The 25,668-nt window shown below is 67.9% G+C and carries 27 protein-coding genes, 1 tRNA gene and 3 pseudogenes; 18 read left to right on the top strand and 13 right to left on the bottom strand.

The annotated features are described in order from the left end of the window. The first annotated feature begins 269 nt into the window (after positions 1-269). The 4 genes from ponA2 (at position 270) to MRAB57_RS09865 (ending at position 4,953) form a co-directional block, all read left to right on the top strand. Entirely contained in the window at positions 270-2,699 is a 2,430-nt protein-coding gene (ponA2, locus tag MRAB57_RS09880) for a transglycosylase/D,D-transpeptidase PonA2 (RefSeq protein ID WP_077087399.1), read from the top strand. 54 nt (positions 2,700-2,753) lie between these two features. Beyond that, the gene (locus tag MRAB57_RS09875) at positions 2,754-3,713 is read left to right on the top strand and encodes a metallophosphoesterase (RefSeq protein WP_077087398.1); all 960 of its coding nucleotides are present in this window, start codon (positions 2,754-2,756) and stop codon (positions 3,711-3,713) included. After that, on the top strand, positions 3,710-4,816 hold the full coding sequence (gene cds1 / locus MRAB57_RS09870) for an L-cysteine desulfhydrase Cds1 (RefSeq protein WP_077087397.1): 1,107 nt from the start codon (positions 3,710-3,712) through the stop codon (positions 4,814-4,816). The genes MRAB57_RS09875 and cds1 overlap by 4 nt, the downstream gene beginning before the upstream one ends. 60 nt (positions 4,817-4,876) lie before the next feature. Continuing rightward, positions 4,877-4,953, top strand: a tRNA-Pro gene (locus MRAB57_RS09865). A 28-nt stretch (positions 4,954-4,981) separates the two neighbouring features. Here the strand turns inward: MRAB57_RS09865 and MRAB57_RS09860 are convergent. From MRAB57_RS09860 to MRAB57_RS09850, 3 genes and pseudogenes are all read right to left on the bottom strand, one after another. Beyond that, a complete protein-coding gene (locus MRAB57_RS09860) occupies positions 4,982-6,037 on the bottom strand; it encodes a PPE family protein (protein WP_077090510.1) in 1,056 nt (351 codons plus the stop codon). Between the two features lie 14 nt (positions 6,038-6,051). Next, positions 6,052-7,257 carry a PPE family protein gene (locus tag MRAB57_RS09855; protein ID WP_077087396.1) on the bottom strand — a complete coding sequence of 402 codons (1,206 nt, stop codon included), beginning with the start codon at positions 7,255-7,257 and terminating at the stop codon, positions 6,052-6,054. 255 nt (positions 7,258-7,512) lie between these two features. Beyond that, positions 7,513-7,689, bottom strand: a pseudogene (locus MRAB57_RS09850) (TetR/AcrR family transcriptional regulator); the annotation flags it as partial. Here MRAB57_RS09850 and MRAB57_RS09845 point away from each other — a divergent pair. Both MRAB57_RS09845 and MRAB57_RS09840 read left to right on the top strand, forming a co-directional pair. Beyond that, positions 7,689-7,847 (top strand): annotated as a pseudogene (locus MRAB57_RS09845) (carboxymuconolactone decarboxylase family protein); the annotation flags it as partial. The pseudogenes MRAB57_RS09850 and MRAB57_RS09845 sit on opposite strands and share 1 nt — an antisense overlap. Positions 7,848-7,926: 79 nt before the next feature. Then, the gene (locus MRAB57_RS09840) at positions 7,927-8,475 is read left to right on the top strand and encodes a hypothetical protein (protein WP_077087395.1); all 549 of its coding nucleotides are present in this window, start codon (positions 7,927-7,929) and stop codon (positions 8,473-8,475) included. 83 nt (positions 8,476-8,558) lie between these two features. On the opposite strand, the gene MRAB57_RS09835 is transcribed toward MRAB57_RS09840, so the two are convergent. After that, a complete protein-coding gene (locus MRAB57_RS09835; protein ID WP_077087394.1) occupies positions 8,559-8,939 on the bottom strand; it encodes a thiol-disulfide oxidoreductase DCC family protein in 381 nt (126 codons plus the stop codon). A gap of 44 nt (positions 8,940-8,983) precedes the next feature. Further along, on the bottom strand, positions 8,984-9,277 hold the full coding sequence (locus tag MRAB57_RS09830; RefSeq protein WP_077087393.1) for a DUF4193 family protein: 294 nt from the start codon (positions 9,275-9,277) through the stop codon (positions 8,984-8,986). 185 nt (positions 9,278-9,462) lie between these two features. On the opposite strand from MRAB57_RS09830, the gene MRAB57_RS09825 reads away from it, so the two are divergent. Then, complete coding sequence (locus MRAB57_RS09825) at positions 9,463-10,137, top strand: HAD family hydrolase (RefSeq protein WP_077087392.1); 675 nt, start codon at positions 9,463-9,465, stop codon at positions 10,135-10,137. Between the two features lie 7 nt (positions 10,138-10,144). On the opposite strand, the gene MRAB57_RS09820 is transcribed toward MRAB57_RS09825, so the two are convergent. Both MRAB57_RS09820 and MRAB57_RS09815 read right to left on the bottom strand, forming a co-directional pair. After that, a complete protein-coding gene (locus MRAB57_RS09820) occupies positions 10,145-10,645 on the bottom strand; it encodes a DUF6328 family protein (RefSeq protein WP_077090509.1) in 501 nt (166 codons plus the stop codon). A gap of 83 nt (positions 10,646-10,728) precedes the next feature. Next, positions 10,729-11,094 (bottom strand): STAS domain-containing protein, encoded by a 366-nt coding sequence (locus MRAB57_RS09815; RefSeq protein WP_108637915.1) that lies wholly within the window; start codon positions 11,092-11,094, stop codon positions 10,729-10,731. A gap of 152 nt (positions 11,095-11,246) precedes the next feature. Here MRAB57_RS09815 and MRAB57_RS09810 point away from each other — a divergent pair, with 152 nt between their 5' ends. From MRAB57_RS09810 to MRAB57_RS09785, 6 genes are all read left to right on the top strand, one after another. Next, positions 11,247-12,149 carry an STAS domain-containing protein gene (locus MRAB57_RS09810; protein WP_077087390.1) on the top strand — a complete coding sequence of 301 codons (903 nt, stop codon included), beginning with the start codon at positions 11,247-11,249 and terminating at the stop codon, positions 12,147-12,149. Positions 12,150-12,171: 22 nt separating this feature from the next. Then, positions 12,172-12,561, top strand: a complete 390-nt coding sequence (locus MRAB57_RS09805; RefSeq protein ID WP_077087389.1) for an STAS domain-containing protein — start codon at positions 12,172-12,174, stop codon at positions 12,559-12,561. Then, complete coding sequence (locus MRAB57_RS09800) at positions 12,551-12,961, top strand: anti-sigma regulatory factor (protein ID WP_077087388.1); 411 nt, start codon at positions 12,551-12,553, stop codon at positions 12,959-12,961. Before MRAB57_RS09805 ends, MRAB57_RS09800 begins: the two co-directional genes overlap by 11 nt. Continuing rightward, positions 12,958-13,590, top strand: coding sequence for a SpoIIE family protein phosphatase (locus MRAB57_RS09795; protein WP_425436737.1), 633 nt, complete (start codon positions 12,958-12,960; stop codon positions 13,588-13,590). The genes MRAB57_RS09800 and MRAB57_RS09795 overlap by 4 nt, the downstream gene beginning before the upstream one ends. Further along, positions 13,587-15,812 (top strand): SpoIIE family protein phosphatase, encoded by a 2,226-nt coding sequence (locus MRAB57_RS09790; RefSeq protein ID WP_077087387.1) that lies wholly within the window; start codon positions 13,587-13,589, stop codon positions 15,810-15,812. Before MRAB57_RS09795 ends, MRAB57_RS09790 begins: the two co-directional genes overlap by 4 nt. Before the next feature lie 83 nt (positions 15,813-15,895). Further along, positions 15,896-16,897: an iron-containing redox enzyme family protein gene (locus tag MRAB57_RS09785; RefSeq protein WP_083743357.1), complete on the top strand. Its 1,002-nt coding sequence runs from the start codon at positions 15,896-15,898 to the stop codon at positions 16,895-16,897. On the opposite strand, the gene MRAB57_RS09780 is transcribed toward MRAB57_RS09785, so the two are convergent. The 6 genes from MRAB57_RS09780 to MRAB57_RS09755 all read right to left on the bottom strand — a co-directional run bounded on the left by MRAB57_RS09780 (position 16,890) and on the right by MRAB57_RS09755 (position 20,350). Continuing rightward, positions 16,890-17,099 (bottom strand): CDGSH iron-sulfur domain-containing protein, encoded by a 210-nt coding sequence (locus MRAB57_RS09780; protein WP_077087385.1) that lies wholly within the window; start codon positions 17,097-17,099, stop codon positions 16,890-16,892. The genes MRAB57_RS09785 and MRAB57_RS09780 overlap by 8 nt on opposite strands. Further along, the gene (locus MRAB57_RS09775; RefSeq protein WP_077090507.1) at positions 17,096-17,788 is read right to left on the bottom strand and encodes a HemK2/MTQ2 family protein methyltransferase; all 693 of its coding nucleotides are present in this window, start codon (positions 17,786-17,788) and stop codon (positions 17,096-17,098) included. The genes MRAB57_RS09780 and MRAB57_RS09775 overlap by 4 nt, the downstream gene beginning before the upstream one ends. A gap of 94 nt (positions 17,789-17,882) precedes the next feature. Continuing rightward, the gene (locus tag MRAB57_RS09770) at positions 17,883-18,437 is read right to left on the bottom strand and encodes a type 1 glutamine amidotransferase domain-containing protein (protein WP_077087384.1); all 555 of its coding nucleotides are present in this window, start codon (positions 18,435-18,437) and stop codon (positions 17,883-17,885) included. 13 nt (positions 18,438-18,450) lie between these two features. Then, positions 18,451-18,819, bottom strand: coding sequence for a malate dehydrogenase (locus MRAB57_RS09765; protein ID WP_077087383.1), 369 nt, complete (start codon positions 18,817-18,819; stop codon positions 18,451-18,453). 38 nt (positions 18,820-18,857) lie between these two features. Beyond that, entirely contained in the window at positions 18,858-19,844 is a 987-nt protein-coding gene (locus MRAB57_RS09760) for an LLM class F420-dependent oxidoreductase (RefSeq protein WP_077087382.1), read from the bottom strand. A 41-nt stretch (positions 19,845-19,885) separates the two neighbouring features. Beyond that, on the bottom strand, positions 19,886-20,350 hold the full coding sequence (locus tag MRAB57_RS09755; RefSeq protein ID WP_077087381.1) for a GatB/YqeY domain-containing protein: 465 nt from the start codon (positions 20,348-20,350) through the stop codon (positions 19,886-19,888). A gap of 37 nt (positions 20,351-20,387) precedes the next feature. Between MRAB57_RS09755 and MRAB57_RS09750 the strand changes: the two are divergent. From MRAB57_RS09750 to MRAB57_RS09730, 5 genes and pseudogenes are all read left to right on the top strand, one after another. Continuing rightward, positions 20,388-21,570, top strand: a pseudogene (locus MRAB57_RS09750) (DUF7847 domain-containing protein). Between the two features lie 17 nt (positions 21,571-21,587). Continuing rightward, positions 21,588-22,241: a DUF4129 domain-containing protein gene (locus tag MRAB57_RS09745; RefSeq protein WP_077087380.1), complete on the top strand. Its 654-nt coding sequence runs from the start codon at positions 21,588-21,590 to the stop codon at positions 22,239-22,241. Beyond that, complete coding sequence (locus MRAB57_RS09740) at positions 22,238-23,371, top strand: DUF4350 domain-containing protein (protein ID WP_077087379.1); 1,134 nt, start codon at positions 22,238-22,240, stop codon at positions 23,369-23,371. Before MRAB57_RS09745 ends, MRAB57_RS09740 begins: the two co-directional genes overlap by 4 nt. Then, positions 23,368-24,345: an AAA family ATPase gene (locus tag MRAB57_RS09735; protein WP_077087378.1), complete on the top strand. Its 978-nt coding sequence runs from the start codon at positions 23,368-23,370 to the stop codon at positions 24,343-24,345. Before MRAB57_RS09740 ends, MRAB57_RS09735 begins: the two co-directional genes overlap by 4 nt. Beyond that, positions 24,345-25,667, top strand: a complete 1,323-nt coding sequence (locus MRAB57_RS09730) for a DUF58 domain-containing protein (RefSeq protein WP_077087377.1) — start codon at positions 24,345-24,347, stop codon at positions 25,665-25,667. Before MRAB57_RS09735 ends, MRAB57_RS09730 begins: the two co-directional genes overlap by 1 nt. Position 25,668 lies beyond the last annotated feature (1 nt).

Genomic DNA, 25,668 nt, shown 5'->3' with positions numbered 1-25,668 from the left:
ATAAGTTAGGTGGTCAGGTGCCAATTGCGCAACAGTCTCATAACGCTTTTTTTGGGACGCGCGTCCCGTCTCGTACAAAATCTTAAGCGGAGATCCGAGACCGGCCACCACTAATTCATGGCTGATCAGTAAAACGAGCGCGAACAATCCCGACGAACGCGACAAACTGCCTGGTCAGAAGCGTGGGTAGGATGGCGCCCCCGCGCAAAGAAAATTCCCGCGAACTTGAGGGGACGTCCAGATTTCTAAGGGCCGCTACTCTAGGACGCATGTCAGACCGGCCGCCGGCAGTCCTCACGGTGCTCAAGCTGGCGGGGTGCTGCGTGTTGGCAAGCGTCGTCGCCACGGCCCTGATGTTCCCTCTGGCCGGCGGTCTGGGCCTGATGTCGAACCGGGCCTCCGAGGTCGTCGCCAACGGATCGGCTCAGCTGCTGGAGGCACAGGTGCCCGCGGTGTCGACGATGGTCGATTCGAAGGGCAACGTCATCGCGTGGCTGTACGAGCAGCGCCGGTTCGAGGTGCCCAGCGACAAGATCGCCAACACGATGAAGTTGGCCATCGTCTCCATCGAGGACAAACGGTTCGCCTACCACAACGGGGTGGACTGGAAGGGCACGCTGACCGGGCTGGCGGGCTACGCGTCCGGCGACGTCGACACCCGGGGTGGCTCGACGATCGAGCAGCAGTACGTGAAGAACTACCAACTGTTGGTCACCGCGAAGACCGACGCCGAGAAGCGCGCGGCCGTGGAGACCACCCCCGCACGCAAGCTGCGCGAGATCCGGATGGCGCTGACGCTGGACAAGACGTTCAGCAAGCCGGAGATCCTGACGCGCTACCTGAACCTGGTCTCGTTCGGCAACGGCTCGTTCGGGGTACAGGACGCCGCGCAGACTTACTTCGGCATCAACGCGTCCGACCTCAACTGGCAGCAGGCGGCCCTGCTGGCCGGCATGGTCCAGTCGACGAGCGCGCTCAACCCGTACACCAACCCCGACGGGGCGCTGGCGCGGCGCAATCTGGTGCTGGACACCATGATCGACAACCTGCCCCAGGAAGCCGACGCCCTGCGCGCCGCCAAGACCACGCCGCTGGGCATCCTGCCGCAGCCCAACGAGTTACCCCGCGGCTGCATCGCGGCGGGCGATCGCGCCTTCTTCTGCGACTACGTCCAGTCCTACCTGTCCCGCGCGGGGATCAGTAAGGAACAGGTGTCCCGCGGCGGCTACCTGATCCGCACGACGCTGGACCCCGACGTACAGAACCCGGTGAAGGCGGCCATCGACAAGTTCGCCAGTCCGAGCCTGCCGGGCATCTCCAGCGTGATGAGCGTGATCCAGCCCGGCAAGACGTCGCACAAGGTCATGGCGATGGCCAGTAACCGCACCTACGGCCTGGACATGGACGCCGGCCAGACGATGCGGCCGCAGCCGTTCTCGCTCGTCGGCGACGGTGCGGGTTCGGTGTTCAAGATCTTCACCACGGCGGCCGCCCTGGACATGGGGATGGGCACCAACGCCACACTCGAGGTGCCAGGGCGGTTCCAGGCCAAGGGCCTGGGCTCCGGCGGCGCCAAAGGCTGCCCCAAGGACACCTGGTGTGTGCTGAACGCCGGCAACTACCGGGGCTCGATGAACGTGACCGACGCGCTGGCCACCTCGCCCAACACCGCGTTCGCCAAGCTGATCTCCCAGGTCGGCGTGACGCGCACGGTCGACATGGCGGTCAAGCTCGGGCTGCGGTCCTACGCCGACCCGGGCACCGCGCGCGACTACAACCCGGACAGCAACGAGAGCCTGGCCGACTTCGTCAAGCGGCAGAACCTCGGGTCGTTCACGCTCGGCCCGATCGAAGTGAACGCGCTGGAGCTGTCGAACGTCGCGGCCACGCTGGGCTCCGGTGGCACGTGGTGCCCGCCCAACCCGATCGACAAGCTGATCGACCGCAACGGCAATGAGGTGGCGGTCACCACCGAGACCTGCGATCAGGTGGTGCCCGAGGGGCTGGCCAACACCCTGGCCAACGCGATGAGCAAGGACGCCACCGGCGGGGGCACGGCGTCGGGCTCGGCGGGTGCCGCGGGGTGGGATCTGCCGGTGTCCGGTAAGACGGGCACCACCGAGGCGCACCGTTCGTCCGGGTTTGTCGGCTTCACTAGCCACTACGCGGCCGCCAACTACATCTACGACGACTCGACCACGCCGACCGACCTGTGCTCGTCGCCGCTGCGTCATTGCGGCGAGGGCGACCTGTACGGCGGTAACGAGCCGGCCCGCACCTGGTTCACCGCGATGAAGCCGATCGCCACCAGCTTCGGCGACATCAAGCTGCCGCCGACCGACCCCCGGTACGTCGACGGCTCGCCGGCCGGACGGGTGCCCAGCGTCGCCGGTCTGGATCTGGACTTGGCGCGCTCCCGCCTCAAGCAGGCGGGCTTCCAGGTCGCCGATCAACCCAACGCCGTGAATAGCACCGCGAAGGCCGGCGAAGTGATCGGGACGATGCCGAGCGGGCAAACGATCCCCGGCTCGATCATCACGATCCAAACCAGCAACGGCATCCCGCCGGCGCCGCCGCCACCGCCCGAGGGCGGGCCGGTGCCGGTCGGATCGCAGGTCGTCGAAATCCCGGGCCTGCCACCGATCACCATCCCGCTGCTGGCGCCCCCGCCGCCCCCGCCCGGCCAGCCGCCTCCATAACAACGCGGCGCAGGAGATGCGTCTTGAGTGTTCGACCGGCAGTAAGCTGCCTGTATGGCTGACGTCCTGCCCACCCTGATTCGCGCCGGGGCCGTCGCGCTTGGTTCGACCGTCGCCGGCGTCGGTTATGCCGCGGTCGTCGAGCGCAACGCGTTCGTGCTCCGCGAGATAACGATGCCCGTGTTGTCGCCGGGATCCACACCGCTGCGCGTGCTGCATCTCAGCGACCTCCACATGCTGCCCACCCAGCGCCGCAAACAGGCCTGGCTGCGCGAGCTGGCCGCCTGGGAGCCCGATCTGGTCGTCAATACCGGCGACAATCTGGCGCACCCGAAGGCCGTGCCTGCGGTCGTCCAGACGCTCGGCGACCTGCTGTCCCGGCCGGGCGTCTTCGTCTTCGGCAGCAACGACTACTTCGGTCCGCGCCTGAAGAACCCGATGCACTACCTGACCAACCCGTCGCACCGGATCAAGGGCGAGCCGCTGCCCTGGCAGGATCTGCGCGCGGCGTTCACCGAGCGCGGCTGGCTCGACCTCACCCACACCCGCCGCGAGTTCGAGGTGGCCGGCCTGCACATCGCCGCGGCGGGCGTGGACGACCCCCACATCGACCGGGACCGCTACGACGCGATCGCGGGCCCCGCCAGCCCCGCGGCCAATCTGCGGCTGGGCCTGACGCATTCGCCCGAGCCGCGCGTGCTGGATCGCTTCGCCGCTGACGGCTACCAACTGGTGATGGCGGGCCATACCCATGGCGGGCAGCTGTGCCTGCCGTTCTACGGCGCCCTGGTGACCAACTGCGGGCTGGACCGCACCCGGGCCAAGGGGCCGTCGCGCTGGGGCGCCAACATGGCGCTGCATGTCTCGGCCGGCATCGGCACCTCGCCGTTCGCGCCCGTGCGCTTCTGCTGCCGCCCCGAGGCGACGCTGCTGACCCTGATCGCGGCTCCGACGGGCGGACGGGACTCCCGCAGCGATCTGGGCCGCACGCATCCGGCGGCTTCACTGCGTTGAGCGATCGGACCCAGGTCGCGGTCCGCAGCCAGGACCGCGGTTGGGCCGACAACGCGGTTCGGCTGATCGAGGCCGACGCCCGCCGCAGCGCCGACACCCACCTGCTGCGCTACCCGCTTCCGTCGGCGTGGGGCGGCGACGCCGGCGCCGCGCTGTACCTCAAGGACGAGACGACGCACATCACCGGCAGCCTCAAGCACCGGCTGGCGCGGTCGCTGTTCTTGTATGCGCTGTGCAACGGGTGGATCGGCGAGGGCACCACGATCGTCGAGGCGTCGTCGGGTTCGACGGCGATCTCCGAGGCGTACTTCGCGTCGCTGTTGGGCCTGCCGTTCATCGCCGTGGTGCCGGCGAGTACCAGCTCGTCGAAGGTGGCACTGATCGAATCACAAGGTGGCCGTTGCCATTTCGTGGAGAATTCGAGCCAGGTGTACGCCGAGGCCGAGCGGCTGGCGCGCGAGACCGGCGGGCACTACCTGGATCAGTTCACCAACGCCGAGCGCGCCACCGACTGGCGCGGCAACAACAACATCGCCGAGTCGATCTTCGCCCAGATGCACGACGAGCAGCACCCGATCCCGGAGTGGATCGTCGTCGGCGCGGGCACCGGCGGCACCAGCGCGACGATCGGCCGCTACATCCGCTACCGGCGGCACGCGACCGGGTTGTGCGTCGTGGACCCGGAGAACTCGGCGTTCTTTCCCTCCTACGCGCAGGGCCGCGACGACATCGTGATGACCGCGTCGTCGCGCATCGAAGGCATCGGCAGGCCTCGCGTGGAGCCGTCGTTTCTGCCCGGAGTGGTCGACCGCATGGTCTCGGTGCCCGACGCCGCGTCGATCGCGGCCGCCCGCCATGTCAGCGCCGTGCTGGGGCGGCGGGTGGGTCCGTCGACCGGCACCAACCTGTGGGGCGCCTTCGGGCTGCTGGCCGAGATGGTCGCGGCCGGCCGCAGCGGTTCGGTGGTGACGCTGCTCGCCGACAGCGGCGACCGCTACGCCGACACGTATTTCGACGACCAGTGGGTCGGCGGGCAGGGGCTCGACCTCGCCGAGCCCGCGGCGGCGCTGGTCGAATTCGAGCGAGACTGCGCCTGGGCCTAGCTATTGGCCAGCGGTTTGGCACGGCAACGGGCCGGTGCGATACGCTGTCGTGGCTTCAGGCGGGGTGTGGCGCAGCTTGGTAGCGCGCTTCGTTCGGGACGAAGAGGCCGTGGGTTCAAATCCCGCCACCCCGACCAGTTTTTCCACTGGTGACCCGTCGCATCGCTAGCCCGCGGCTGGCGAGCGGGCGACGAAGGTCACGCGGAAGCCGTACTGAGGCCGGGCACGCCCTTCGCCTTGAGTCCCCCATCTGGCCGCCCCGGGAATCGGCGGCGGGCTTTCCACCTCTGCGGCCGGCACCGTAACCGGCGCCCCGGCCAGAGCCGGCGGGCCGGGTTGCGACGCGCTGGCGGTCCAGCTCGACGGCACCGACAACGAACCGGCGCGGGCACCCTGTCCGATCACTGCGGCGACGGAATTACCCACTGGCGCAACGCTTCCCAGGGCATCCGCGGCTGCATTCGCGGTCGCAGCCGCCGCAGTGGCAGCCGGCTGAGTCAGGCTCGCGAGCTTGGTCGCGGTGCCCAGGTATTTCGACGGCATGTAGAACGCCGGCATGAAGATGGTGTTCAAGATATTGCTGTTGACCATTTGTCCGAAGGCCGTATCGGTGCCGAACAGAGCGTTGAGCAAGCCGTTGAGTCCGGTGGTGTCACTCGCCGAGCCGGGCGCGAACGGATTCCAGCCAGCCATGGCGGGGTTGGTGGTCGACTCCGGCGGGTCGAAGCGCGTCAGCTCGGTAGCCGCCGCGGAGGCGGCCGCGTAGCCGTACATGGCTGCCGCGTCTTGAGCCCACATCGCCGCGTACGCGGCCTCCGTGGCCGCGATAGCGGGCGTGTTCTGGCCCAGCAGGTTGGTCGCGATCAGCATCATCAATCGAGTGCGGTTAGCCGCGACCACAGTCGGAGGCACGGTGGCCGCGAACGCTGCCTCGTGAGCAGCCGCGGCGGCCTCGGCCTGCAGGGCGGTGAGTTCAGCCTGCGCCGCAGCGGTATTGAGCCACACCACATATGGTGCGGCCGCGGCCATCATGGCCGCCGCAGACGGGCCGTGCCATCGCGCGCTCAACTCCTCGAGCACCGAGCGATAACCCAGCGCCGCGGCCCGCAACTCTGCGGCCAACCCGTTCCACGCGGACGCGGCCGCCAGCATCGGACCGGGGCCCGTGCCCGAATACATTCGACCGGAATTGACCTCGGGCGCAAGTGCGGCGAAATCCAGTGTCGGGATCACCGTTATCCCGCGGCGGGTGGACGGGCGACGACGGTGGGCCTGAAGCCGTATCGGGGGCCGCCGCCGTAACCCTGGCCGGACATGCCGGGCCCGGGCATGCCCGCGGCGACGACGGGCGGTGGGGCGATCATGCGTGTCGCGCCGAGCGCCGGGAAAAGTGGGCTGAGCGGTCCGGTGGCGGTCCAGCTCGGCGGTACCGACAGCGGGCCGACGAGGGCTCCCTTGCCCAACTCCGCCGAGATGGCGTTGCCCGCGGCTGCCGCGGCTTCCCCCGCCCCGGCGGCGGCAGCGGTCGCCGCGGCGCTTTCCGCCGCAGGCGCTGCCGCCTGGCTCAGGCCGATGAAGTCCGCGCCGGTGCCCAGGAAATTGCTCGGCAGGTAGAACCCGGACCCAAAGATGGTGTTCCAAATGTTGGCGTTGACGAACTGCCCGAACGCCGTATCGGGGCCGAACATCGCATTGAACACCCCATTGATGCCGGTGGTGTCACCGGCCGAGCCCGGCGCGAACGGATTCCACCCACCCGACTCCATCGACGACGACGGCGACGCCAATGACCGCAATTCGCGCGGCACGGTCGCGGTCAACTGCGACAACGTCTCTCGGCCCGCGCCCGCCGACTCGGCCGCCACTCGATCCACCGCCGCCATCTGCTCAGCCACCCCGGCGGTAGCCACGATCTCCTGTGGTGTTCCGATTGGCGCCAGCTCAGCGGCGACCGCCGAGGAAGCCGCATACCCATACATCGCTGCGGCGTCCTGAGCCCACATCTCCCCGTACTGCGCCTCGGTAGCGGCGATCGCCGGCGTGTTCTGCCCCAGCAGGTTGCCGGCTTTCAGAACGGCCAGTCGCGTCCGATTGGCCGCGATCTGCGGCGGCGGCACGGTCGCCCCAAACGCGGTCTCGTGGGCCGCTGCGGCGGCCTCAGCCTGCAGGGCGGTCTGCTCGGCCTGCACCGCGGTGGCATTCGTCCACGCCACGAAAGGTGTTGCGGCCGCGGCCATCGCCGCCGAGGCGGGCCCGTGCCATTCTTCCTCGGTCAACGCCGCGAGCACGGCGCCATACGACAAGGCGGCCGAACGCAATTCGGCGGCCAGCGACTTCCATCCGGATGCGGCGATCAACAAAGAGCCCGATCCCAATCCCGAATACATTCGCGCCGAATTCACCTCCGGCGGCAGCAACGCGAAATCCAATACAGCAGTCAACGTTTCAACTTCCCTTCAAGACCGTGCGGCGCCCCCGACCACCCGCCGCGCATTCCAATCGCACTGATCCGCGAAATAAGTAGTTGCTCACAGCCGCCCGACGTTACAAATTCCTCGCTGAGCTACCGCTGAGAGAATTATTGGAATATGGCCTGTGCGCGGGTGTTAACGCGTTGTGGCGCGAGCCACACCGTGACTCGGTGGCGTTCGACACCATTTGCTGTGTCCACCGACACGTGGTGCCGCCCCCGGTGACTAGCGGTTGACCGGTTTCTCTTCGTACGCGGCGGTCAGCCAGAACACCGTCCGCTCGATGCCGGGCACGATCCCGGTGACGTCGATCTCTCCCTCGGTGAAGCGCCCGAGGAATCCGAAGATCACCCCGTTAAGGATCAGCTCCAGGTCCTTGGCGTAGCCCGGGTCGGCGTCGGCTGTACGCGGCGCTGAAGAGCGGCGACGTCTCGTTCGACGAATTGGATGAATTGGCACTGCAATTCGCCGCCTACTACGGCTGCGCCAAGGCGGAATATCTCGCCCAGGTGATCGCCGAGCAGAAGCAACGGGTGCTGTCCGAAAACCAAGACCGGTGACGCAGGCGCCGCGCCTACCGCGACGGCGCTAGATGCACCAGGTGGCCGAGGTAATCACAGCCGGTTAGACTTTGCTGGCATGTCGTCGGTGCGTCCGACCTCCAGCGCGGGGGATCCTGATCGGTTGCGCGACGGCGTGCCCGAATTCCCGGATCATCCGACGCTGACGCAGATCGCACAGCGTCAGATGCAGATCGACACGTGGGACGCGATGAGCGTCGACGGCTATCGATTCGCGAAACCCGGCGCGATCATTAGCTTTCTGCTCACCGCGATCATGGTGGTGCTGGTCCTCACCCCGATCCCGCCGAACTGGCCGTGGGACATTCCGCTGTGCATCCTGTCCATCTTCTCGGCGGTCGTGATGGTCGTCTGCGGCCTGTTGTGGCTCGACAGGCCCGACAGCGGGCCGCGTCCGGAGTTGCTGGAGATCGTGCCGTTCACCCGCGCGGAGAACCTTCAGCTGATGAGTGGACAGGGCGCCGAGCCCTACGGTGCAATCTGCGCGTGTCCTGGGTGCGGTGACGAGTGCACGCATCTGGTCCGGCGGCCGACCGATAGCGAACCGGACTGGGCGACCGTCACCCGATGCTGCCGAGTGTGTAACCGCGAATGGGTTCAGGCCTGAATTAGGCCCGCGCGCTTAAGATTTCAACACAAGCCCGGAGTTAAGTATGGAAACAATTGCACAGCAACATAATTCACGGGAGCCTAGGCGCACCGCTCGGGCTGGGCCTCGCAGAGCGGCGTCACGCCGCGGAAGTGATATCGGTGCGTCGCCACCCAGCGGTAGACGAGGTTCTGCAGCCACCCGACACCGGGCAGCCGGTAGAACCACATCGGCGCCCGCGTCCCCAGCGCGGCGGACAACGCCGCGTTCATCGCATGGGCGCCGGCCAAGATCTCCCCGGAAGAGTCCAACCACCACGCGGACTCCGTGAACCGGTCGTCGGTGACGCCGAGCAGTTCGGCGATCTCCGGCGTTTGGAATGGCTCGATCCGCAACCAGCCTCTCCGATCCCACTGCGCCAGCCGGTTGACCACCCGCGTGCACATGCCGCATCGGCCGTCGAACGCCAGTGTTCCGCGCATAACCCAATGCTACTGACGCTGCCTACTCCCCGCAGGCAGCCTCACTACGCGCAGTCGGCGCAGACCGGAAGCCCCGAGCCGGAGACACGCATCCGGCTGCGGTGCTGCACCAGGAAGCAGCTCGAGCAGGTGAACTCGTCGGTGCGCTGCGGAACCACCGTCACCGACAGTTCTTCGCCGGACAGATCCGCGTCGGGCGCCTCGAAAAACACCACGTCGCTCGGATCGTCGTCGACGACCTTGGCAGTGCCGCTGGGAGCCAACTCGCGGATAGTGCTCGAGTCGGACATCTCGGGGTCGGGCGCGCGGCGTGCGTCGTAATCAGTTGCGGTCGCCATAGGTGCTACCTCCTGCTCGATCGCGGGCTGACCCACTTACCTGTGCTCGCCCGTGGCACAGGCGATACCCAGTTCGGCTGCGCCCCACACTGAGGGAATATTAAAAACTTGCGCCCCCGCAAATTCATGGAGCGCGGGGCCGCTCTCCCCGTGTCAACCTGCACAAAGCCGGGTATGCGGCTGCGATGAACGCTCCCGCCGTGCTGTTCGACGTGGATGGCACCCTGGTCGACTCCAACTATCTGCATGTCTACGCGTGGCAACGCGCATTTTCCGACGAGGACGTGCCGGTCGCGGCGTGGCAGCTGCACCGCTGCATCGGCATGGACGGCTCAAAGCTGGTGAGCACACTGTCCGACGACGCCCCGGACGACGTGCAGGACCGCCTCAGCGACGCCCACAGCCGCTACTATCGCGACCTAACGCCCCTGCTCAAACCGCTGCCCGGGGCGCAGGATCTGTTGCACCGGGTCGCCGAGCTGGGGCTGCAGGTGGTGCTGGCCAGCTCCGCGCCCGAGGACGAACTGGAGATTCTGCGCAAGGTGCTCGGCTGCGACGACGTCATCGCGGCGACAACGTCCTCGCGTGACGTCGATACCGCCAAACCCGAGCCCGGGATCGTGGAGGTCGCGCTGGATCGCGCCGGCGTGCCGGCCGGTCAGGCCGTGTTCGTCGGCGACGCGGTGTGGGACGCGCACGCCGCGGGGGCGGCAGGCGTGGAGTGCATCGGGGTGCTGAGCGGGGGTATCTCCGAGGCGGAGCTGCGAGCGGCGGGCGCGTCGCCGGTCTACTCCGACGCGCGGAACCTGCTTGACCAGCTGGACTTCACGCCGATCACCGGGCTCGCAGTGAGCCCCTGACGCCGGCTCACTCGATCTTGGCGCCGCGCAGGGTCAGCGGCACGATCAGCCAGAATACCGTGAACAGCGCCAGCGCACACGCCCCGGCGACCAGGCCGGCGCCGCGTCCGGACACCGCGGCGAAGACGATGATCGTCACCCCGCTGAGCGCAAAACCGAGCGTCGCGAGCCCGGCGAGGGCGCATCGGTGTGCCGCGGACACCAGCACCTGCAGCAGGTGGCGCCGGAACAGCATTCGGTGCATCGCCACCGGCGTGATGAGCAGGACCGTCGCGGTGACCGAGCATCCCACCGTGGCCAGGTACACCATCCGCATGGGCTCGCTCAAAATGTCGAATCGCTGCTGGAATGGCAGGGTCAGCAGGAAGCCGGTGAGCAGCTGCACGCCGGTCTGCACGACGCGCAGCTCCTGCAGCAGGCTGTTCCAATTGCGGTCCAGCCGTTCGATTTCAGTTTCGCCGCGTTCTTCGTGGTCCCACTGCTGATCGTTCGGATGATCGACATCCATGGTCGTGATCATCGCACCGGACGGGCACGGCCGGGGTAGGGGGGATCCCCCGGTCATCGGCCGTGCGATGCGCGCGGCAGGTGCTAGCGGTTGAGCTTGCCGTCGCGCACTCCGGTCAACGCGTCGTCGAGCGTCGGGTACAGCGGGAACGTCTTGTCCAAGCCGGTGAGGTGAATCGGCCGCCTGGTCGCCGGCCCGCGGGCAACGACGCCGAACTCGGCGGTCCCGAGCTTCTCGTAGGTCGCCGCCAGGATCTTCAGTCCTACCGACCCGAGGAACTCCACCGCAGAAAGATCGATGACCAGTGCCGTCGGACCCTCCGCAACCACCGCACCGATGGCTTGTTCCAGGGCGGGAGCGGTGACCAAGTCAATTTCACCGCTGACACTGACTACGGACACCCCATCGTGGTCCGCAACCAACGTGGTAATCGAATCTGGAGCTGACAATGGCGATCCTTCGTCCGGGCCGTAAGTGTGGTGCAAGCCTAACCTGCGTTGCGAACTGCGAGAAGAAGAAGACCTCAACACCTGCCCCGCGACAATCCAGGCTAGTCTCCCCATAGAACGTGCGCACTGCGACGCGGCACTCGGGAGGCCAAATGTCAGATTCGCCGTCAGAATTCAGCAGCACCGGCGCCACCGTGCAGACGGCCAGCATTTCCAGCGAGGGCCTGCTGCCGCAGCTAGTGCAGCATTTGCGGCAGAATCGCACCGTTTTGCGCGAGGAATGGGCGCGCAGGATCACCGAAGCGGAACTGCTCACGGCGATGACGCCGGAGGAGCTGTTCTCGGAGGCGACCGCCGTCTACGACAACTATGTCGAGGTTCTCGAGACCGGTAGCGTCGAGGCCCTGCAGGCTTACGCGCGTGACCTGTCGGAACGCATCATCCCGCGGGGTGTCGAGACCGACGAGGTGCTGGGCATCGTGCTGCTGCTGCGCGACGTGCTGGCGCGCTCGTTGTTCGAGAAGTATCAAAGCGACTTCGAGATGCTCAACCGGGTGCTGGACGCCTACGAACCGGCCGCGAACCGCATCGCCAACACCGTGGGCGTGTCGTTCGTGCAGGAACGTGAGCGCATCATCCGCCAGCAGCAGGAGGCGATCCGCGAGCTGTCGACGCCGGTGCTGCAGGTGCGCGAGCAGCTGCTGATTCTGCCGATCATCGGCGTGCTCGACAGCCAGCGCGCCCGCCAGGTCACCGAGCAGTTGCTGCGGGCCATCCGCGCGAACCGCGCGAAAGTGGTCGTCATCGACATCACCGGTGTGCCCACTATCGACTCCACCGTGGCCAACCACCTGGTGCAGACCGTGGACGCGTCCGGCCTGATGGGCGCCAGCGTGATCATCACCGGCCTGTCCTCCGAAATCGCTTTGACACTGGTCACCATCGGGCTTGATCTGTCGAAGATGAACGCCGTCGGTGACTTGCAGGGCGGTATCGAGGAGGCCGAGCGCCTGCTGGGATACGAGGTCACCCGCACCGGCGAGCAGACCGGGTGAGCACGACTAGCGCAGGCGCCTCATGCCAGTACCCATCCTGAAACAGGGCTCGATCCTTATCGCCACGGTGCAAGCCGCCCTCTCCGACTCCGACACCGAGAAACTGCGCGAAGACCTGATGGAACGGGTCAGCCGGTTCCGCGCCCAGGGCATCGTCGTGGACGTCACCGCCATCGACGTGATGGATTCCTTCGCCGCCCGCTCGCTGCGCACGATCGCGCACATGACGCGGCTGCGCGGCGCCGAGACCGTGATCGTGGGGCTGTCCCCAGAGGTCGCGTTCGCGATGGTGCAGCTGGGACTGACCTTCGACGACATGAACACCGCGCTGGATCTCGAAGAAGGCCTTGCCCTGCTGAATCGCGAAGGCCGACTGGGTAAATCAACGATCGGGCGCGACGGTGGCGTGTGACATTGTCGTCGCTATCAACAACCCCGACGACATCGTCGAAGCCCGCAAAGCAGGGCATGAGCTCGCACTAGAACTCGGATTCTCGCTGACCGACGTCACGATGATCTCCACGGCGATCTCCGAAATCGCGCGAAACATCACCAGCTACGCGGGCCGGGGCGCCGTCAAGGTCGAGGTGGCCGAGCGGGAGGGCCGCAAGGCGCTCATCGTTCGTGCCGAAGACGACGGCCCGGGAATTGCCGATATCGAACGGGCGATGGAGGACGGCTACTCGACCGGCCGCGGGCTGGGCATGGGCTTGCCGGGCGCGCGACGGCTGATGGACCGGCTGATCGTGGAATCCGCGCTGGGCCACGGCACCGCCATCGAGATGTGGAAATGGGTTCCGGCCCGTGCATGACCGTGCGTGACAATGGTCGGCTGGGCCCGATCGAATGGGCGACCGCGGGTCGTCCACTACCGGGCGAGCATGCTTCCGGTGACCAGCCGATGGCGATCGCGATCGACGACGACGCCGCGCTGTTCGGGGTGTTCGACGGCCTGGGCCACGGCCCACCCGCCGCCGCGGCGGCGATGCGTGCCGTCGAGGCGCTGCAGCGCAATCCGGGCGAACGGGTCGAGGTCCTGGTGCAGCTCTGCCATCGCGTCCTGTCCGGAACCCGGGGCGCCGCGATGACGCTGGCGCGGATCGATTTTGCGAGCAGCACGCTGACGTGGACCGGGGTCGGCAACGTCAGCGCGAACCTGGTCGCCAAGGACGCGATCGGCATTCACATCCGATCCAGCGCGCGGCTGGCCGCCGGCATCGTCGGCTACCGGATACCGGAAATCAGGCCGGCGCAAGTGGTTTCGCTGCGCGCCGGCGACCTGATCGTCATCGCGACCGACGGCATCGACGACGACCACATCGAGCACATCGACTTCGCTACCCCGGCCACCGCGATAGCCGAAGTAATGCTGACCAAGCACGCCAAGGACTCCGACGACGCCCTAGTGCTCGCCGCGCGTCACCGGGGGGCCTCGACATGACCGGCAGCGAAGACTTTCACGCGGAATACGTCGCGGCGCTGAGGAGCTACGTCGCCGAGCGTAACGAGGACAGCCTGTCGATCGCCCACGAACTCGGGCGACGCGCCCTGCAAGAGCAGGTCAGCATGCTCGACATCATCGAGAAACACGTGCGGCTGGTGCTCGAACTGTCGAAGGACGTTCACATCGCCGCCCCGATCGCGCTCGAATTTCTGTTGCAGACGCTGGCACCGCTGGACGTCGCGACCCGCGGATTCCTCGACGGCACCAAGCGCTACGCCGAACAACGCGCGCGCGCCGAAGGTCTGGCCGATCGGGACAAATTCCGTACCGCGCTGGTGAATTCGTTACAGGAGGGCTTCTTCGTCGCCGACCAAGAGGGCTCCGTGGTCGAGATGAACAAGGCCTTCATCGACATCCTCGGCTACCCCGAAGACGGGCTGCCCTACCGCTGGCCCCACCCGTGGCTGGTCGACAAAAAGACTGCGCGGCAACAACAATCGCGGGTCCGGACCAACGGCAGCGCCGAATACGAGACACCGATCCGGCACCGCGACGGTCATCTCGCGTGGGTGACGGTCACCATCAACGCGGTCAAGGAAGCCGGCAGCGACCACGCCGTCTACGTTGGGACGATCCGCGACATCACCGCCGAACGCGCCTTTGCGGCAAGGGAATCCGCGGTGCTGCGGCTGGCCACCGCGGTGGCGGTGGCCAAGAGCGTGTCCGAGCTGCTGTCGATCACGCTCGACGAGTGCCGGACCGCGATCGACGTGCGGCGCGTGGTCGCCGTCTCGTGGCCCAGCGGCGACGGCGACCCGACCGTCGAGGCGGCGGGCGGGCCCGCCGTCTCGAGCTGGCGCGAACTCGACCCGTGGCTGCGCCACACCTTCTCCGACGCCCGCCACCAACTGCCGCTGACGGCCAAGACCGTCGACCGGCCCGAGAACCCCGGCAAGGCACAGGGATTGGTCGCAGTGCTCTCCGGCGCCGGAGATCTCGCGCTGTGGCTGGAGCTGCACTCGCCGCGTTGGATCAGCTCCGAGGACCGACTATTGGTCACGGTCCTGATCGGTCACCTGAGTCTGGCCATGCAGCATGTGCGCCAATTCGAAAGCGCCCGGGAGACCTCGCTGACCCTGCAGCGCGCGATGCTGCCGCCCGTCCAGCCGCTGGCTGGGTTTGCGGTGCGCTACGAGCCCGCCGTCCCACCGCTGGAGATCGGCGGCGACTGGTACGACGTGCTGCCGATCGCGGATCAGCGGATCGGGATCGTCGTCGGCGACTGTGTAGGCCGCGGCCTGCCCGCCGCCGCGATCATGGGTCAGCTGCGCAGCTCGGCGCGCGCGCTGTTGATCAACGGGGCCGAGCCCGCGCGGCTGCTCGAACAGCTCGACTCGGCCGCCTCGCTGATTCCAAATGCCTACTGCACCACCGTTTTCCTCGCGGTGCTCGATACCGATTCCGGGCTGCTGCACTACAGCAACGCCGGCCACATGCCCGCCATGCTCGCCCGCCCCGAGTCCGGCACGACGCTGCTGAACGATGCCCGTTCGGTGCCGCTGGCGGTCCGCCGGGAACACCCCCGCCCCCAGGCCTCGCTGCTGTTGCCCTACGGTTCGACGCTGCTGTTGTTCACCGATGGCCTGGTGGAGCGCAAGCACGAGTCGATCGACGACGGAATCGACCGTGCTGCAGTCTCTTTGGTGGAAACCATGAGCTTGCCTCTAGACTCCGTCGCCGAGGCCGTTCTTCGGGAGCTGGCCCCGCCGGCGGGATACGATGACGACGTCGCGATGGTGATCTACCGCCGCCAGCACACACCGCTGCGCATCGAAAGCGAGGCCGCCGCAGGGGAATTGGCTGACATCCGCCATCAACTCGCCGACTGGTTGCGCGACGTGGAGGTGCGCGCCATGTTGATCGAGGACATCGTGCTGGTCATCAACGAAGGGTGCACCAACTGCGTCGAACACGCGTACCGGGGACACAACGTCGGGATGATGGTGCTCGAGGTGACGGCGGCCGATTCCGAGATCCGGGCGCGCATTACCGATTCCGGTTCGTGGAAGACACCGAAGGTGGACCCCGGTAACAGCGGACGCGGCCTGGTGCTGATGCGCATCCTGAGCACCACGATGGACATCAGCAGCACTCCGGACGGAACCACCATCGACATCACCTTCCGCCGGTCGGCGCCGGCCGAGCCGGACGACCTCTAGCGCCGGACGGCAGAAGTGCCCGCGATACTGTTTGCCAGAAGCCCCGTCGTGGTATGCCAACAGACGTGACTCGAGCCTCGACCATGGTTGAACCCGGCCTACCGGCGGCGCACGGGCCGCTGTCGACGGCCGTTCAGCACGCCTTGACCGGGCCTCCGTCGCACGACCGCCTCGCGCACGTCAGCGCGTCGGTGCGCGATTCGGACCCGTATGGCCTGGACCTGCAACTGGCCCTGTGCATGTGCTACGAGCTGCATTACCGGGGCTTCGCGGGGGTTGATCCCACTTGGGAGTGGAACCCCGACCTGCTGCATTTGCGCGCCGAACTCGAGCGCGCCTTCTTGACCGGCGTGCGCCGCGACGTAGGCCCCATCGAACCCGACCGCACCGCGGCCCAGGAGATGGAAGCCATCTCCATCGAGCCCGTCAACGGGACGGGGCCGTCGTACCACCTGCGCGATAGCGGGAACTGGCAGCAGATGCGCGAATACTTCGTGCACCGATCCGTGTATCACCTCAAAGAGGGCGATCCACACGCCTGGGCGATTCCACGCCTGACGGGCGGCGCCAAGGCCGCGTTTGTGGCCATCGAGTACGACGAGTACGGCGCGGGCCTTGGCCCCCGGGTGCATCAGCAGCTCTACGCCGATCTGCTGGCGGCCGCCGATCTGGATCCGACGTACCTGAGCTACCTGGACGCCGTCCCGGCCGAGGCCCTCGCGGTGGTGAACCTGATGTCGATGTTCGGCTTGCACCGCTGGCTGCGGGGCGCGGCGATCGGACACTTCGCGGCGACGGAGATCACCTCACCGCCGGGCTCGCGGCGGATGGTGCAGGCCCTGGACCGGCTGGGTGCCCCGCTGCCCTGCATCACGTTCTACGGCGAGCACGTGGAAGCCGATGCGGTGCACGAACAGGTGGTCCGGCTGGATGTGGTCGGCGATCTCGTCGCCGCAGAGCCGCAGCTGGAGCGCGACGTCATTTTCGGCATCCGCGCGGGCGACGTGGTCGAAAGCCAGCTTGCCGACATGATCATGTCCTGCTGGAAGCAGGACAAGACGTCGTTGCGGCTGCCGATCAGCTAGCTTCTGGCACAGCGTCTTTGAGGGTGCGACAGCGCCGGTGACTGGTGTCGCAGAGCGGGTATTGCTTGCTGCGCGAACAGCTGCAGATGGCGACCATGAACCGGTCGGATTCGACCACCTGCCCGTCGGGCATCTCGATGCGCACCGGTCCCGACACCAGGACGGGCCCCTTGGGTATCACCCGCACCCGCGTCGCGGTCATGGCTTGTCCGCCCGGATCACGACCAGCTCCTCCTCGCGGCATCCGCGCTGCACCAGGCCGACGTTCTCAAGCCACTCCGCCCTGGCCGACAGCACGGGACCGAATGGAATCCACCGCGAGGCAACAACTTCAGCGTCCATGCCGGTGGATCGTAGCGTGTCCAGGGAACGTTGGGTACCGGCGAGGGCCGACTGCACCAGCAGCAGAGAACCGCCGTCGCACAGCAGCTTTGACACCGAGGCGCACAGCGGGTCGAGCACCAGGCGCCCATCGGGACCGGCGTTCCACGCCCAGGACGGCCCGGCGTTCGGCGACAACACCTGCGCGTCTCCTTCCGCCGGCGTCGGAACATAGGGCGGATTCGAGACCACGACGTCGAACGTGCCGTGATCGAGGGCTTCCGACCACGAGCCCTTGCGCACGTCGACGTCCACCCCGGCAATCGCCACGTTGGCCCGCGAGCAACGCACGGCGTGCGAGCAGATATCGAAGGCAGTCACGTCCGCACAACCCATTTCGGACGCGGCGATCGCGACGAAGCCGCTGCCGGTGCACAAATCCAGCACCCGCCGCTGCGGTACCAGTCCGCTGCATCGCATCGCCTCGACGAGTAAACGCGAGTCGTCTTGCGGCTGATACACGTTGGAATCAGCCAAGAATCCGGCCGGGGCGGGGTAGGCGATGGTCAACGGTGGGCCTTTCGACATATCGCCGCGGCATTCACGGCGTATCGTTGTAATGCCCCGAAAGCGGCCCCCCAAACGAAACTGAAGTTTGCGGAGTTCACTCCGCGGCGGCGTGCCCCAGTTGCTCGATGAGGGTGGCGCAAAACGCCGGCAGGTCCGATGGCGAACGACTGGTGATCAGGTTGCCGTCGACGACGACTTCCTTGTCCACCACGTTCGCGCCCGCATTGCGCAGGTCGGTCCGGATGCTCGGATACGACGTCAGCGTGCGCCCCGCCGCCACACCGGCCTCCACCAGCGTCCACGGCCCATGGCAGATCGCGCCGACCGGCTTTCCGGATTCGACGAATTCGCGGACGAACGATACGGCCGACTCGTCGGCACGAAGCTTGTCCGGATTCACCGTGCCGCCGGGCAGCACCAGGCCGTCGAATTCCGCCACCGACGCGTCCGACACCGCGCGGTCGACCGCGAATTTGCCCGCCGGCTCGAGATCATGCTCGCGCGCCTGTATCTCGCCGGTTTTCAGCGAAAGAATCTCCGTTTGGGCGCCGGCTCCCTTCAGCGCCGCACGCGGTTGCTCGAGTTCAACCTTTTCTACGCCGTCGGCGGCCAGGATCGCGATTCGCTTGCCCTGCAATTCATTCGACATCGATGTGCTCCTTTCATGCCGATCCGTTGCTTGTGGTGCGCACTGCCGCGTACAGGTCCAGCGCGCCGATCCCGCTAAGCGCCGCAAGGGCGATCGTTCCGCGCCGACGACGGCCCGGGCCGCGCCGGATCACCCCGGCCGCCAGCAGCGCCACATCCAATACGTCGCCGGCGACTCTGGTCCATACCAGCTTGTCCGGGCCACCCAATAGCGCTGCGCCATGGCCACATTCGCGTGCACCAAGCGCGCGGATCACTTTGCGCGACCGATCGTTGTCGTCGACGCCGGAGAGCGCGGCGACCTTCTCGGGGGCGAGCAGCTCGCTGAGGCCCAGCCCCAAACTCGCTACGCCCAAACCGTTTACCAATGCTGAGCTAGCCATGGTCAGGCGAATACCCTTGCCAAATCAGGTCAAACCGATCAGGAGGACGCCTCTCGCAGCGCCTTGAGTAACGGGTCGGCGACTTCGGACAGGAACAGATCTTGGGAATCCCCGCCGATCTGAAGCAGCGCGACGTCGGTGAAGCCGGCCTCCCAATACGGCCGGACGGCATCCACGATCGCGTCCAGGTCGGGACCGCACGGAATGCTCTCGGCGACGTCTTCGGGGCGGACGAATTGCGTCGCGCCCGCGAAACCCGCCGGCGTCGGCAGGTCGGCGTTGACGGCCCAGCCGCCGCCGAACCACCGGAATTGGTCGTGTGCGCGTTCGATCGCCGCGTCGCGGTCGGGATCCCAGCACACGGGTATCTGCCCGACCACCCGCCCGCCTTCGGCGCCGTTGGCGGCCTGACGGGCGCCGTGCCAGGCGTCGACCAGCTCCTTGTCAGGCTGCACCGCGATCAGGTGGTCGGTGAGCTTGGAGAACTTCTCGACGCTGTTCGCGCCGCTCATCGCGACACCGAGGCCGACGGGGACCTCAGGCACGTCCCACAGCCGCGCGGAGTCCACCTGGAAGTAGTCGCCGCGCCAGTTCACCAGCCGGCCACCGAACAGCTCGCGGATGATCTTGATGGCCTCGCGCAGCATGTCCTGGCGCCGTTCGACGGTTGGCCAGCCCTTCCCGACGACGTGTTCGTTGAGGTTCTCGCCGCTGCCCAGCCCCAGCGTGAACCGCCCGTCGGAGAGAATCTGCACGGTGGCGGCCTGCTGAGCGACGATCGCCGGGTGATAGCGCATCGTCGGGCACGTGACATAGGTGTACAGATCCACCTGTTCGGTGGCATGTGCCACCGCGCCGAGCACGGCCCAGGCGTTGGGCGCATGCCCCTGCGACGTCAGCCACGGGGAGAAGTGGTCGCTGCACACCTCGAAGTCGAATCCGAGCTCTTCGGCCGAAACCGCATACCGGACAAGGTCTTTGGGCGCGCTCTGCTCGGTCATCAACGTGTAGCCGAACTTCGTCATACCGGACGGTTACCCCGGCACTATTGAGACAAACGGAGGCCTTAGAGGCGCTCTTTGACCGCCGCGGACAGCCGTGCGCCGTCGGCCTTGCCTGCCGCGATCGCGGTAGCGGCCTTCATAACCTGGCCCATCTGTTTGATCGACGGACGTTCGCCGATCGCCTCGGCGACCTGGGCGATGGCGGTGTCGGCGACGTCGGCCAGCTCGGCCTCGGTCAGCGGCGTCGGCAGATACTCGTCGATGACGCGGGCCTCGGCGTGTTCGGTGGCGGCCAGCTCGCCGCGACCGTTCTGGGTATAGATCTCGGCCGATTCGGCGCGCTTGCGGGCCTCCCTGGCCAGCACTTTGAGGATGTCATCGTCGGAGAGCTCCCTGGCCTGCTTGCCGGAGACTTCCTCGGTCTGGATCGCGGCCAGCAGCATGCGCAGGGTGGCCGTTCGCAACTTATCCTGGGCCTTCATTGCCTCGGTCAGGTCGGCCCTGATCCGGGATTTGAGTTCCGCCATGCCTGAGACGCTACGCGTCCGCGCATTTGAGGAGACTGTGCAGGCCAGCGGCGCCGGGACGCGAGACCGTTCCAAGATTGTGAAAAGGCCCGAGCGCCGACAGGATGGAGTCCATGACGAACGACGACGGCTGCCGGACACGGTGAGCGCGCTGCCGCCTGGTTAGCTATGGGCCGCCCCCCGGGTACGGACCGCCCCCCGGCTATGGCCCGCCGCCTGGCTACGGCCCCGGCCAGGGTCCGACCGCGCTCAAGCCCGGGATCATCCCGCTGCGGCCGCTGACCCTGAGCGAAATTTTCAACGGCGCCGTCGGCTACATCCGCACCAATCCGAAGGCGACGCTGGGCCTGACGGTAATGGTGGTTGTGGTCATGCAGATCATTACGCTGATCGCCACCGTCGTGCCGCTGGCCGCGTACGGCCGGATGTCGAGCGACCGGCCGGACCGGCCGAACTTCGGCGTCGTGGGCGGGTATCTGGCGTCGGTGTCCGGCAGCATGCTGGTCACCTGGCTCGGCAGCATGCTGCTGTCCGGCATGCTCACCGTCATCGTCGGGCGCGCGGTGTTCGGTTCCTCGATCACCATCGGCGAGACCTGGGCCAGGATTCGCGGCCGACTGCTGCCCCTGTTCGGCCTGGCCGTCCTGGAAGCGGCGGTGTTGGCGGCCCTGGTCGGCCTGGTGGTGGTGCTCATCGCTCTGGCGGCAGCGGTCGCCGGGGGCGCCGCCGCGGTCCTGCTGGGTATCCCGCTGACGCTCGCCGTGGTCGCGCTGGCGATCTACCTCTACACCGTGGTGTTGTTCGCGCCGGTGCTGATCGTGCTGGAGCGGCTGCCCGTCATCGAGGCGATCACCCGGTCCTTCGCCCTGATACGGCACGGCTTCTGGCGGGTGCTCGGTATCCGGGTGCTGACCTACATCGTGGCCGCCGTCGTCTCGGGCGCCGTCGCCGCCCCGTTCAGCATCGTGAGCCAGGTGATGACGATCGGCGGGGCGTCCATCGGACTTCTGCTCGCCGGCACCACGATCACCGCCATCGGCGGGGCCATCGGGCAGATCATCACGGCGCCGTTCAACGCCGGAGTCATCGTGCTGCTCTACGCCGACCGCCGGATGCGCGCCGAGGCATTCGATCTGGTGCTGCAGAGCGGCGCCAACGGCGGCGCCTACGCCGACACGTCGACCGACAACCTCTGGCTTACCCGGCCTTTCGCAGGCTGAGCGAGGACTAGCTGACAGTGCCCTCTATCGACATCGAACGCGATGCCGCGCACCAGGCCGCGCAAACCGAGCTCGACCGGCCGATCTATTCCAAGGCCTCCGCGTGGCAGCAGTTCCTGGACTGGATCAACGAACTGGTGTACCGGATGCTGCAGAAGGCCTCGACGATTCCGGGTGGCTGGTTCACCACCATGGTGTTGCTGATTCTGCTCGTCATCGCGGTGATCGTCGCGGTCCACATCGCCAGACGCACCATGCGCACCAAACGTGGTGGCGACTACGAGTTGTTCGAAGCCGCCCAACTCACCGCGGCGCAGCATCGCGCGCTGGCCGAAAGCTCTGCGGCCGAGGGGAATTGGGCTGCGGCAATCCGGCACCGGTTGCGCGCCGTCGCCCGGCAGCTCGAAGAGACCGGCGTCCTCGAGCCGGCACCGGGCCGCACCGCCAACGAACTGGCCACCGCCGCGGGCGCCGCACTGCCGCATCTGGCAGTCGAATTATCCGGGGCGGCAACCACATTCAATGATGTGACCTACGGCGAGCGGCCCGGCACCCAGCCCTCCTACCAGATGATCGTCGACCTCGACGACCACCTGCGCTCACGCGTCCCCGCCGCAGCGTCGGCGGCCGGTCAGCCCGCCGCGGTCGACTCCTGGGCGCAGGTCCGATGACCGCGACCAGCGCGGCACGGCCGCAATCGCGCCGAAGTTCCTGGGCCTGGGTCGCGCTGGCGCTGGTGGTGCTCGCGATAATCGCCGGGATCGGCACCTACCTGACCGCGCCGCGCCCGGGCGACACCATGGATCCGTCGGCCACCGATCCCGACGGCGCCCGCGCGCTGGCGACGCTGCTGCGCGACGGGGGCGTCGAAGTGGTGGTGGCCGACACCATCGGCGACGTCGAGCGGGCCACGCGGCCCGACACACTGATCCTGGTGGCACAGAGCCAGTACCTGACCGACGACGGGCTGCTGGACCGGCTGGCGAAGGCCCCCGGCGACCTGCTGCTGGTGGAACCGACCGTGCGAGCCCGCGAGGCGCTGATGCCCGGCGTGCGCATCTCGCCCTCCAGTAGCTTCGACAGCGATCCGAATTGCTCTCTGCGGGAAGCTACTCGGGCCGGCGCGGTGCGCTTCGGGCCGAGCGACAGCTACGTCGTCGGCAAGGACCGAACGGTGACGAGCTGCTATGACGGCGTGTTGATCCGGTACCGGGACGGCGGGCGAACCGTCACGGCGGTGGGCAACACCGACTTCATGACCAACGGCGGTTTGGCGCAGGCCGGCAACGCCGCGCTGGCGATGAACCTGGCGGGCGACCGGCCCCGCCTCATCTGGTACGCCCCGCACCACGCGGAAGGTGAAACGTCCTCTGGCACATCGCTTTCGGACATGATCCCGGACAACGTCATCTGGGCCGCCGGGCAGCTGTGGCTGGTCGTGCTGCTGGTCGCGCTGTGGAAGGGCCGCCGCCCCGGCCCGCTGGTGTCCGAGCAGCTGCCCGTCGTGGTCCGCGCGTCGGAGACCGTGGAGGGCCGCGGCCGGCTGTACCGATCCCGCCGGGCCCGCGACCGCGCGGCCGTGGCGCTGCGCACCGCGACCTTGCAGCGGCTGCTGCCACGACTGGGCCTGGGCCCCCAGGCACCGCCGCAGGCCGTCATCGCGACCGCGGCCCAGCGCGGCGGGGCCGATGCCGGATTCGTTTCCTATCATCTGTTCGGCCCGCCGCCGGCCACCGACAATGACTTGCTCCAACTCGCCCGCGCGCTCGACGACATCGAAAGGCAGGTCGCACACTCGTGACTCACCCGTCCCCCGACTCCAACCCCACCGCCGAATCGGCGCGAGAAGCGCTGCTGGCGCTGCGCGGCGAGCTCGCCAAGGCCATCGTCGGACAGGAAGGAGTGATCAGCGGCCTGGTGATCGCATTGCTGTGCCGCGGTCACGTGCTGCTGGAAGGCGTTCCGGGCGTGGCGAAGACGCTCATGGTCCGTGCGCTGTCCGCGGCCCTGCAACTGGAGTTCAAGCGGGTGCAGTTCACCCCCGACCTGATGCCCGGCGACGTCACCGGCTCGCTGGTGTACGACACGCGCAGCGCCGCGTTCACGTTCCGGCCCGGACCGGTGTTCACCAACCTGCTGCTGGCCGACGAGATCAACCGGACGCCACCCAAGACGCAGGCCGCGCTGCTCGAGGCCATGGAGGAACGTCAGGTCACCGTGGACGGCGAGGCCCGGCCGCTGCCCGACCCGTTCATCGTCGCCGCGACACAGAACCCGATCGAATACGAGGGCACCTACCAGCTGCCCGAGGCGCAGCTGGACCGGTTCCTGCTGAAGCTGAATGTGACGCTGCCGTCGCGCGATTCGGAGATCGCCATCCTCGGCAGGCACGCCCACGGCTTCGATCCCCGGGACCTGTCCCTTATCCAGCCCGTCGCCGGCCCCGCCGAGCTGGCCGCGGGACGCCAAGCCGTACAACAGGTTCTGGTCGCCGACGAGGTGCTCGGCTACATCGTCGACATCGTCGGCGCCACCCGCTCGTCGCCCGCGCTGCAGCTGGGTGTGTCGCCCCGCGGCGCGACGGCCCTGCTCGGCACCGCCCGCTCGTGGGCCTGGCTGTCCGGGCGCAACTACGTCACCCCCGACGACGTGAAGGCCATGGCGCGCCCGACGCTGCGCCACCGGGTGATGCTGCGGCCCGAAGCCGAGCTCGAGGGCGCCACGCCGGACGGCGTGCTGGAGGGGATCCTGGCGTCGGTTCCGGTGCCCCGCTAGTGGTCCTGACCGGACGCACCGGCCTGCTGGCGCTGATCTGCGTCCTACCGATCGCGTTCTCGCCTTGGCCGGCAAGGGCTTTCGTGCTTCTATTGCTGGCGCTGACCGCGGTGCTGGCCGTGGACATCGCGCTTGCGGCCAGCCCGCGAAAGCTGCGCTACACGCGTTCGCCCGACACGTCCGTTCGGCTAGGCCAGCAGGCGGAGGCGACCCTGCTGATCCACAACGACGGGCGCCGCGGCTTTCGCGGCCAGGTCCGCGACGCCTGGCCGCCCAGCGCCCGCGCCGAACCACGCATCCATCGCATCCGCATCGCCGCCGGGCAACAGCAGCAGGTGCTGACGCAGCTGCGACCGGTCCGCCGCGGCGACCAGCGGGCTGCCGTGGTGACGGCCCGATCGATCGGCCCGCTGGGGCTGGCCGGGCGGCAGAGCTCGCAGCCGATACCCGGCCAGCTGCGGGTGTTGCCACCGTTCTTGTCCCGCAAGCACTTACCGTCGCGGCTGGCCAAGTTGCGCGAGATCGACGGCTTGCTACCGACGCTGATTCGCGGGCAGGGCACCGAATTCGACTCGCTGCGCGAGTATGTCGTCGGCGACGACGTACGCTCGATCGACTGGCGGGCCACGGCGCGGCGCGCCGACGTCATGGTGCGCACCTGGCGGCCCGAGCGCGACCGGCGGGTGGTGATCGTGCTCGACACCGGGCGGATGGCCGCCGGACGGGTGGGCGTCGACCCGACCGCCGCCGATCCCGCGGGCTGGCCCCGGCTGGACTGGTCGATGGATGCCGCACTGCTGCTGGCCGCGCTCGCGTCGCGGGCCGGCGACCACGTCGACTTCCTCGCCCACGACCGGATCAGCCGGGCCGGCGTGTTCGGCGCCTCCCGCACCGAGCTACTCGCCCAGCTGGTCGAGGCGATGGCGCCGCTGCAGCCGACGCTGGTCGAATCGGATTGGCGCACAATGGTTGCCGCGATCGCGCGGCGCACCCGGCGGCGGTCGCTGGTGGTGCTGCTGACCGATCTGAACGCGACGGCCCTCGACGAGGGCCTGCTGCCGGTGCTGCCGCAGCTGTCGTCCAAACACCACGTGCTGCTTGCCGCGGTGGCCGATCCCCGCGTCGACCAGATGGTCGCGGGCCGGTCGGACGCGGCCGCGGTCTACGACGCCGCGGCCGCAGAGCGGTCCCGCAACGAGCGCAGCGCGATCGCGACCCGGTTGCGCCGAAGCGGCGTGGAAGTGGTCGATGCCCCGCCCGCCGAACTGGCGCCGGCGCTGGCCGACCGGTATCTGGCGATGAAAGCGACTGGGCGGCTGTAGG

It is taken from the genome of Mycobacterium rhizamassiliense (assembly GCF_900157375.1).
Lineage (GTDB): Bacteria > Actinomycetota > Actinomycetes > Mycobacteriales > Mycobacteriaceae > Mycobacterium > Mycobacterium rhizamassiliense.
This window is presented reverse-complemented; position numbering and strand designations above follow the sequence as displayed.

Bases quoted from the DNA above. Each gene is read 5' to 3' on its own strand.
- MRAB57_RS09740 (WP_077087379.1), top strand. From the start codon at position 22,238: ATGACCGCGACCAGCGCGGCACGGCCGCAATCGCGCCGAAGTTCCTGG.
- MRAB57_RS09810 (WP_077087390.1), top strand. From the start codon at position 11,247: ATGTCAGATTCGCCGTCAGAATTCAGCAGCACCGGCGCCACCGTGCAG.
- MRAB57_RS09755 (WP_077087381.1), bottom strand. From the start codon at position 20,350: ATGGCGGAACTCAAATCCCGGATCAGGGCCGACCTGACCGAGGCAATG.
- MRAB57_RS09770 (WP_077087384.1), bottom strand. From the start codon at position 18,437: ATGTCGAATGAATTGCAGGGCAAGCGAATCGCGATCCTGGCCGCCGAC.
- MRAB57_RS09820 (WP_077090509.1), bottom strand. From the start codon at position 10,645: ATGGATGTCGATCATCCGAACGATCAGCAGTGGGACCACGAAGAACGC.
- MRAB57_RS09835 (WP_077087394.1), bottom strand. From the start codon at position 8,939: ATGCGCGGAACACTGGCGTTCGACGGCCGATGCGGCATGTGCACGCGG.
- MRAB57_RS09765 (WP_077087383.1), bottom strand. From the start codon at position 18,819: ATGGCTAGCTCAGCATTGGTAAACGGTTTGGGCGTAGCGAGTTTGGGG.
- ponA2 (WP_077087399.1), top strand. From the start codon at position 270: ATGTCAGACCGGCCGCCGGCAGTCCTCACGGTGCTCAAGCTGGCGGGG.
- MRAB57_RS09875 (WP_077087398.1), top strand. From the start codon at position 2,754: ATGGCTGACGTCCTGCCCACCCTGATTCGCGCCGGGGCCGTCGCGCTT.
- MRAB57_RS09840 (WP_077087395.1), top strand. From the start codon at position 7,927: ATGTCGTCGGTGCGTCCGACCTCCAGCGCGGGGGATCCTGATCGGTTG.
- MRAB57_RS09805 (WP_077087389.1), top strand. From the start codon at position 12,172: ATGCCAGTACCCATCCTGAAACAGGGCTCGATCCTTATCGCCACGGTG.
- MRAB57_RS09760 (WP_077087382.1), bottom strand. From the start codon at position 19,844: ATGACGAAGTTCGGCTACACGTTGATGACCGAGCAGAGCGCGCCCAAA.
- MRAB57_RS09825 (WP_077087392.1), top strand. From the start codon at position 9,463: ATGAACGCTCCCGCCGTGCTGTTCGACGTGGATGGCACCCTGGTCGAC.
- MRAB57_RS09795 (WP_425436737.1), top strand. From the start codon at position 12,958: ATGACCGTGCGTGACAATGGTCGGCTGGGCCCGATCGAATGGGCGACC.
- MRAB57_RS09790 (WP_077087387.1), top strand. From the start codon at position 13,587: ATGACCGGCAGCGAAGACTTTCACGCGGAATACGTCGCGGCGCTGAGG.
- MRAB57_RS09785 (WP_083743357.1), top strand. From the start codon at position 15,896: ATGGTTGAACCCGGCCTACCGGCGGCGCACGGGCCGCTGTCGACGGCC.
- MRAB57_RS09780 (WP_077087385.1), bottom strand. From the start codon at position 17,099: ATGACCGCGACGCGGGTGCGGGTGATACCCAAGGGGCCCGTCCTGGTG.
- MRAB57_RS09830 (WP_077087393.1), bottom strand. From the start codon at position 9,277: ATGGCGACCGCAACTGATTACGACGCACGCCGCGCGCCCGACCCCGAG.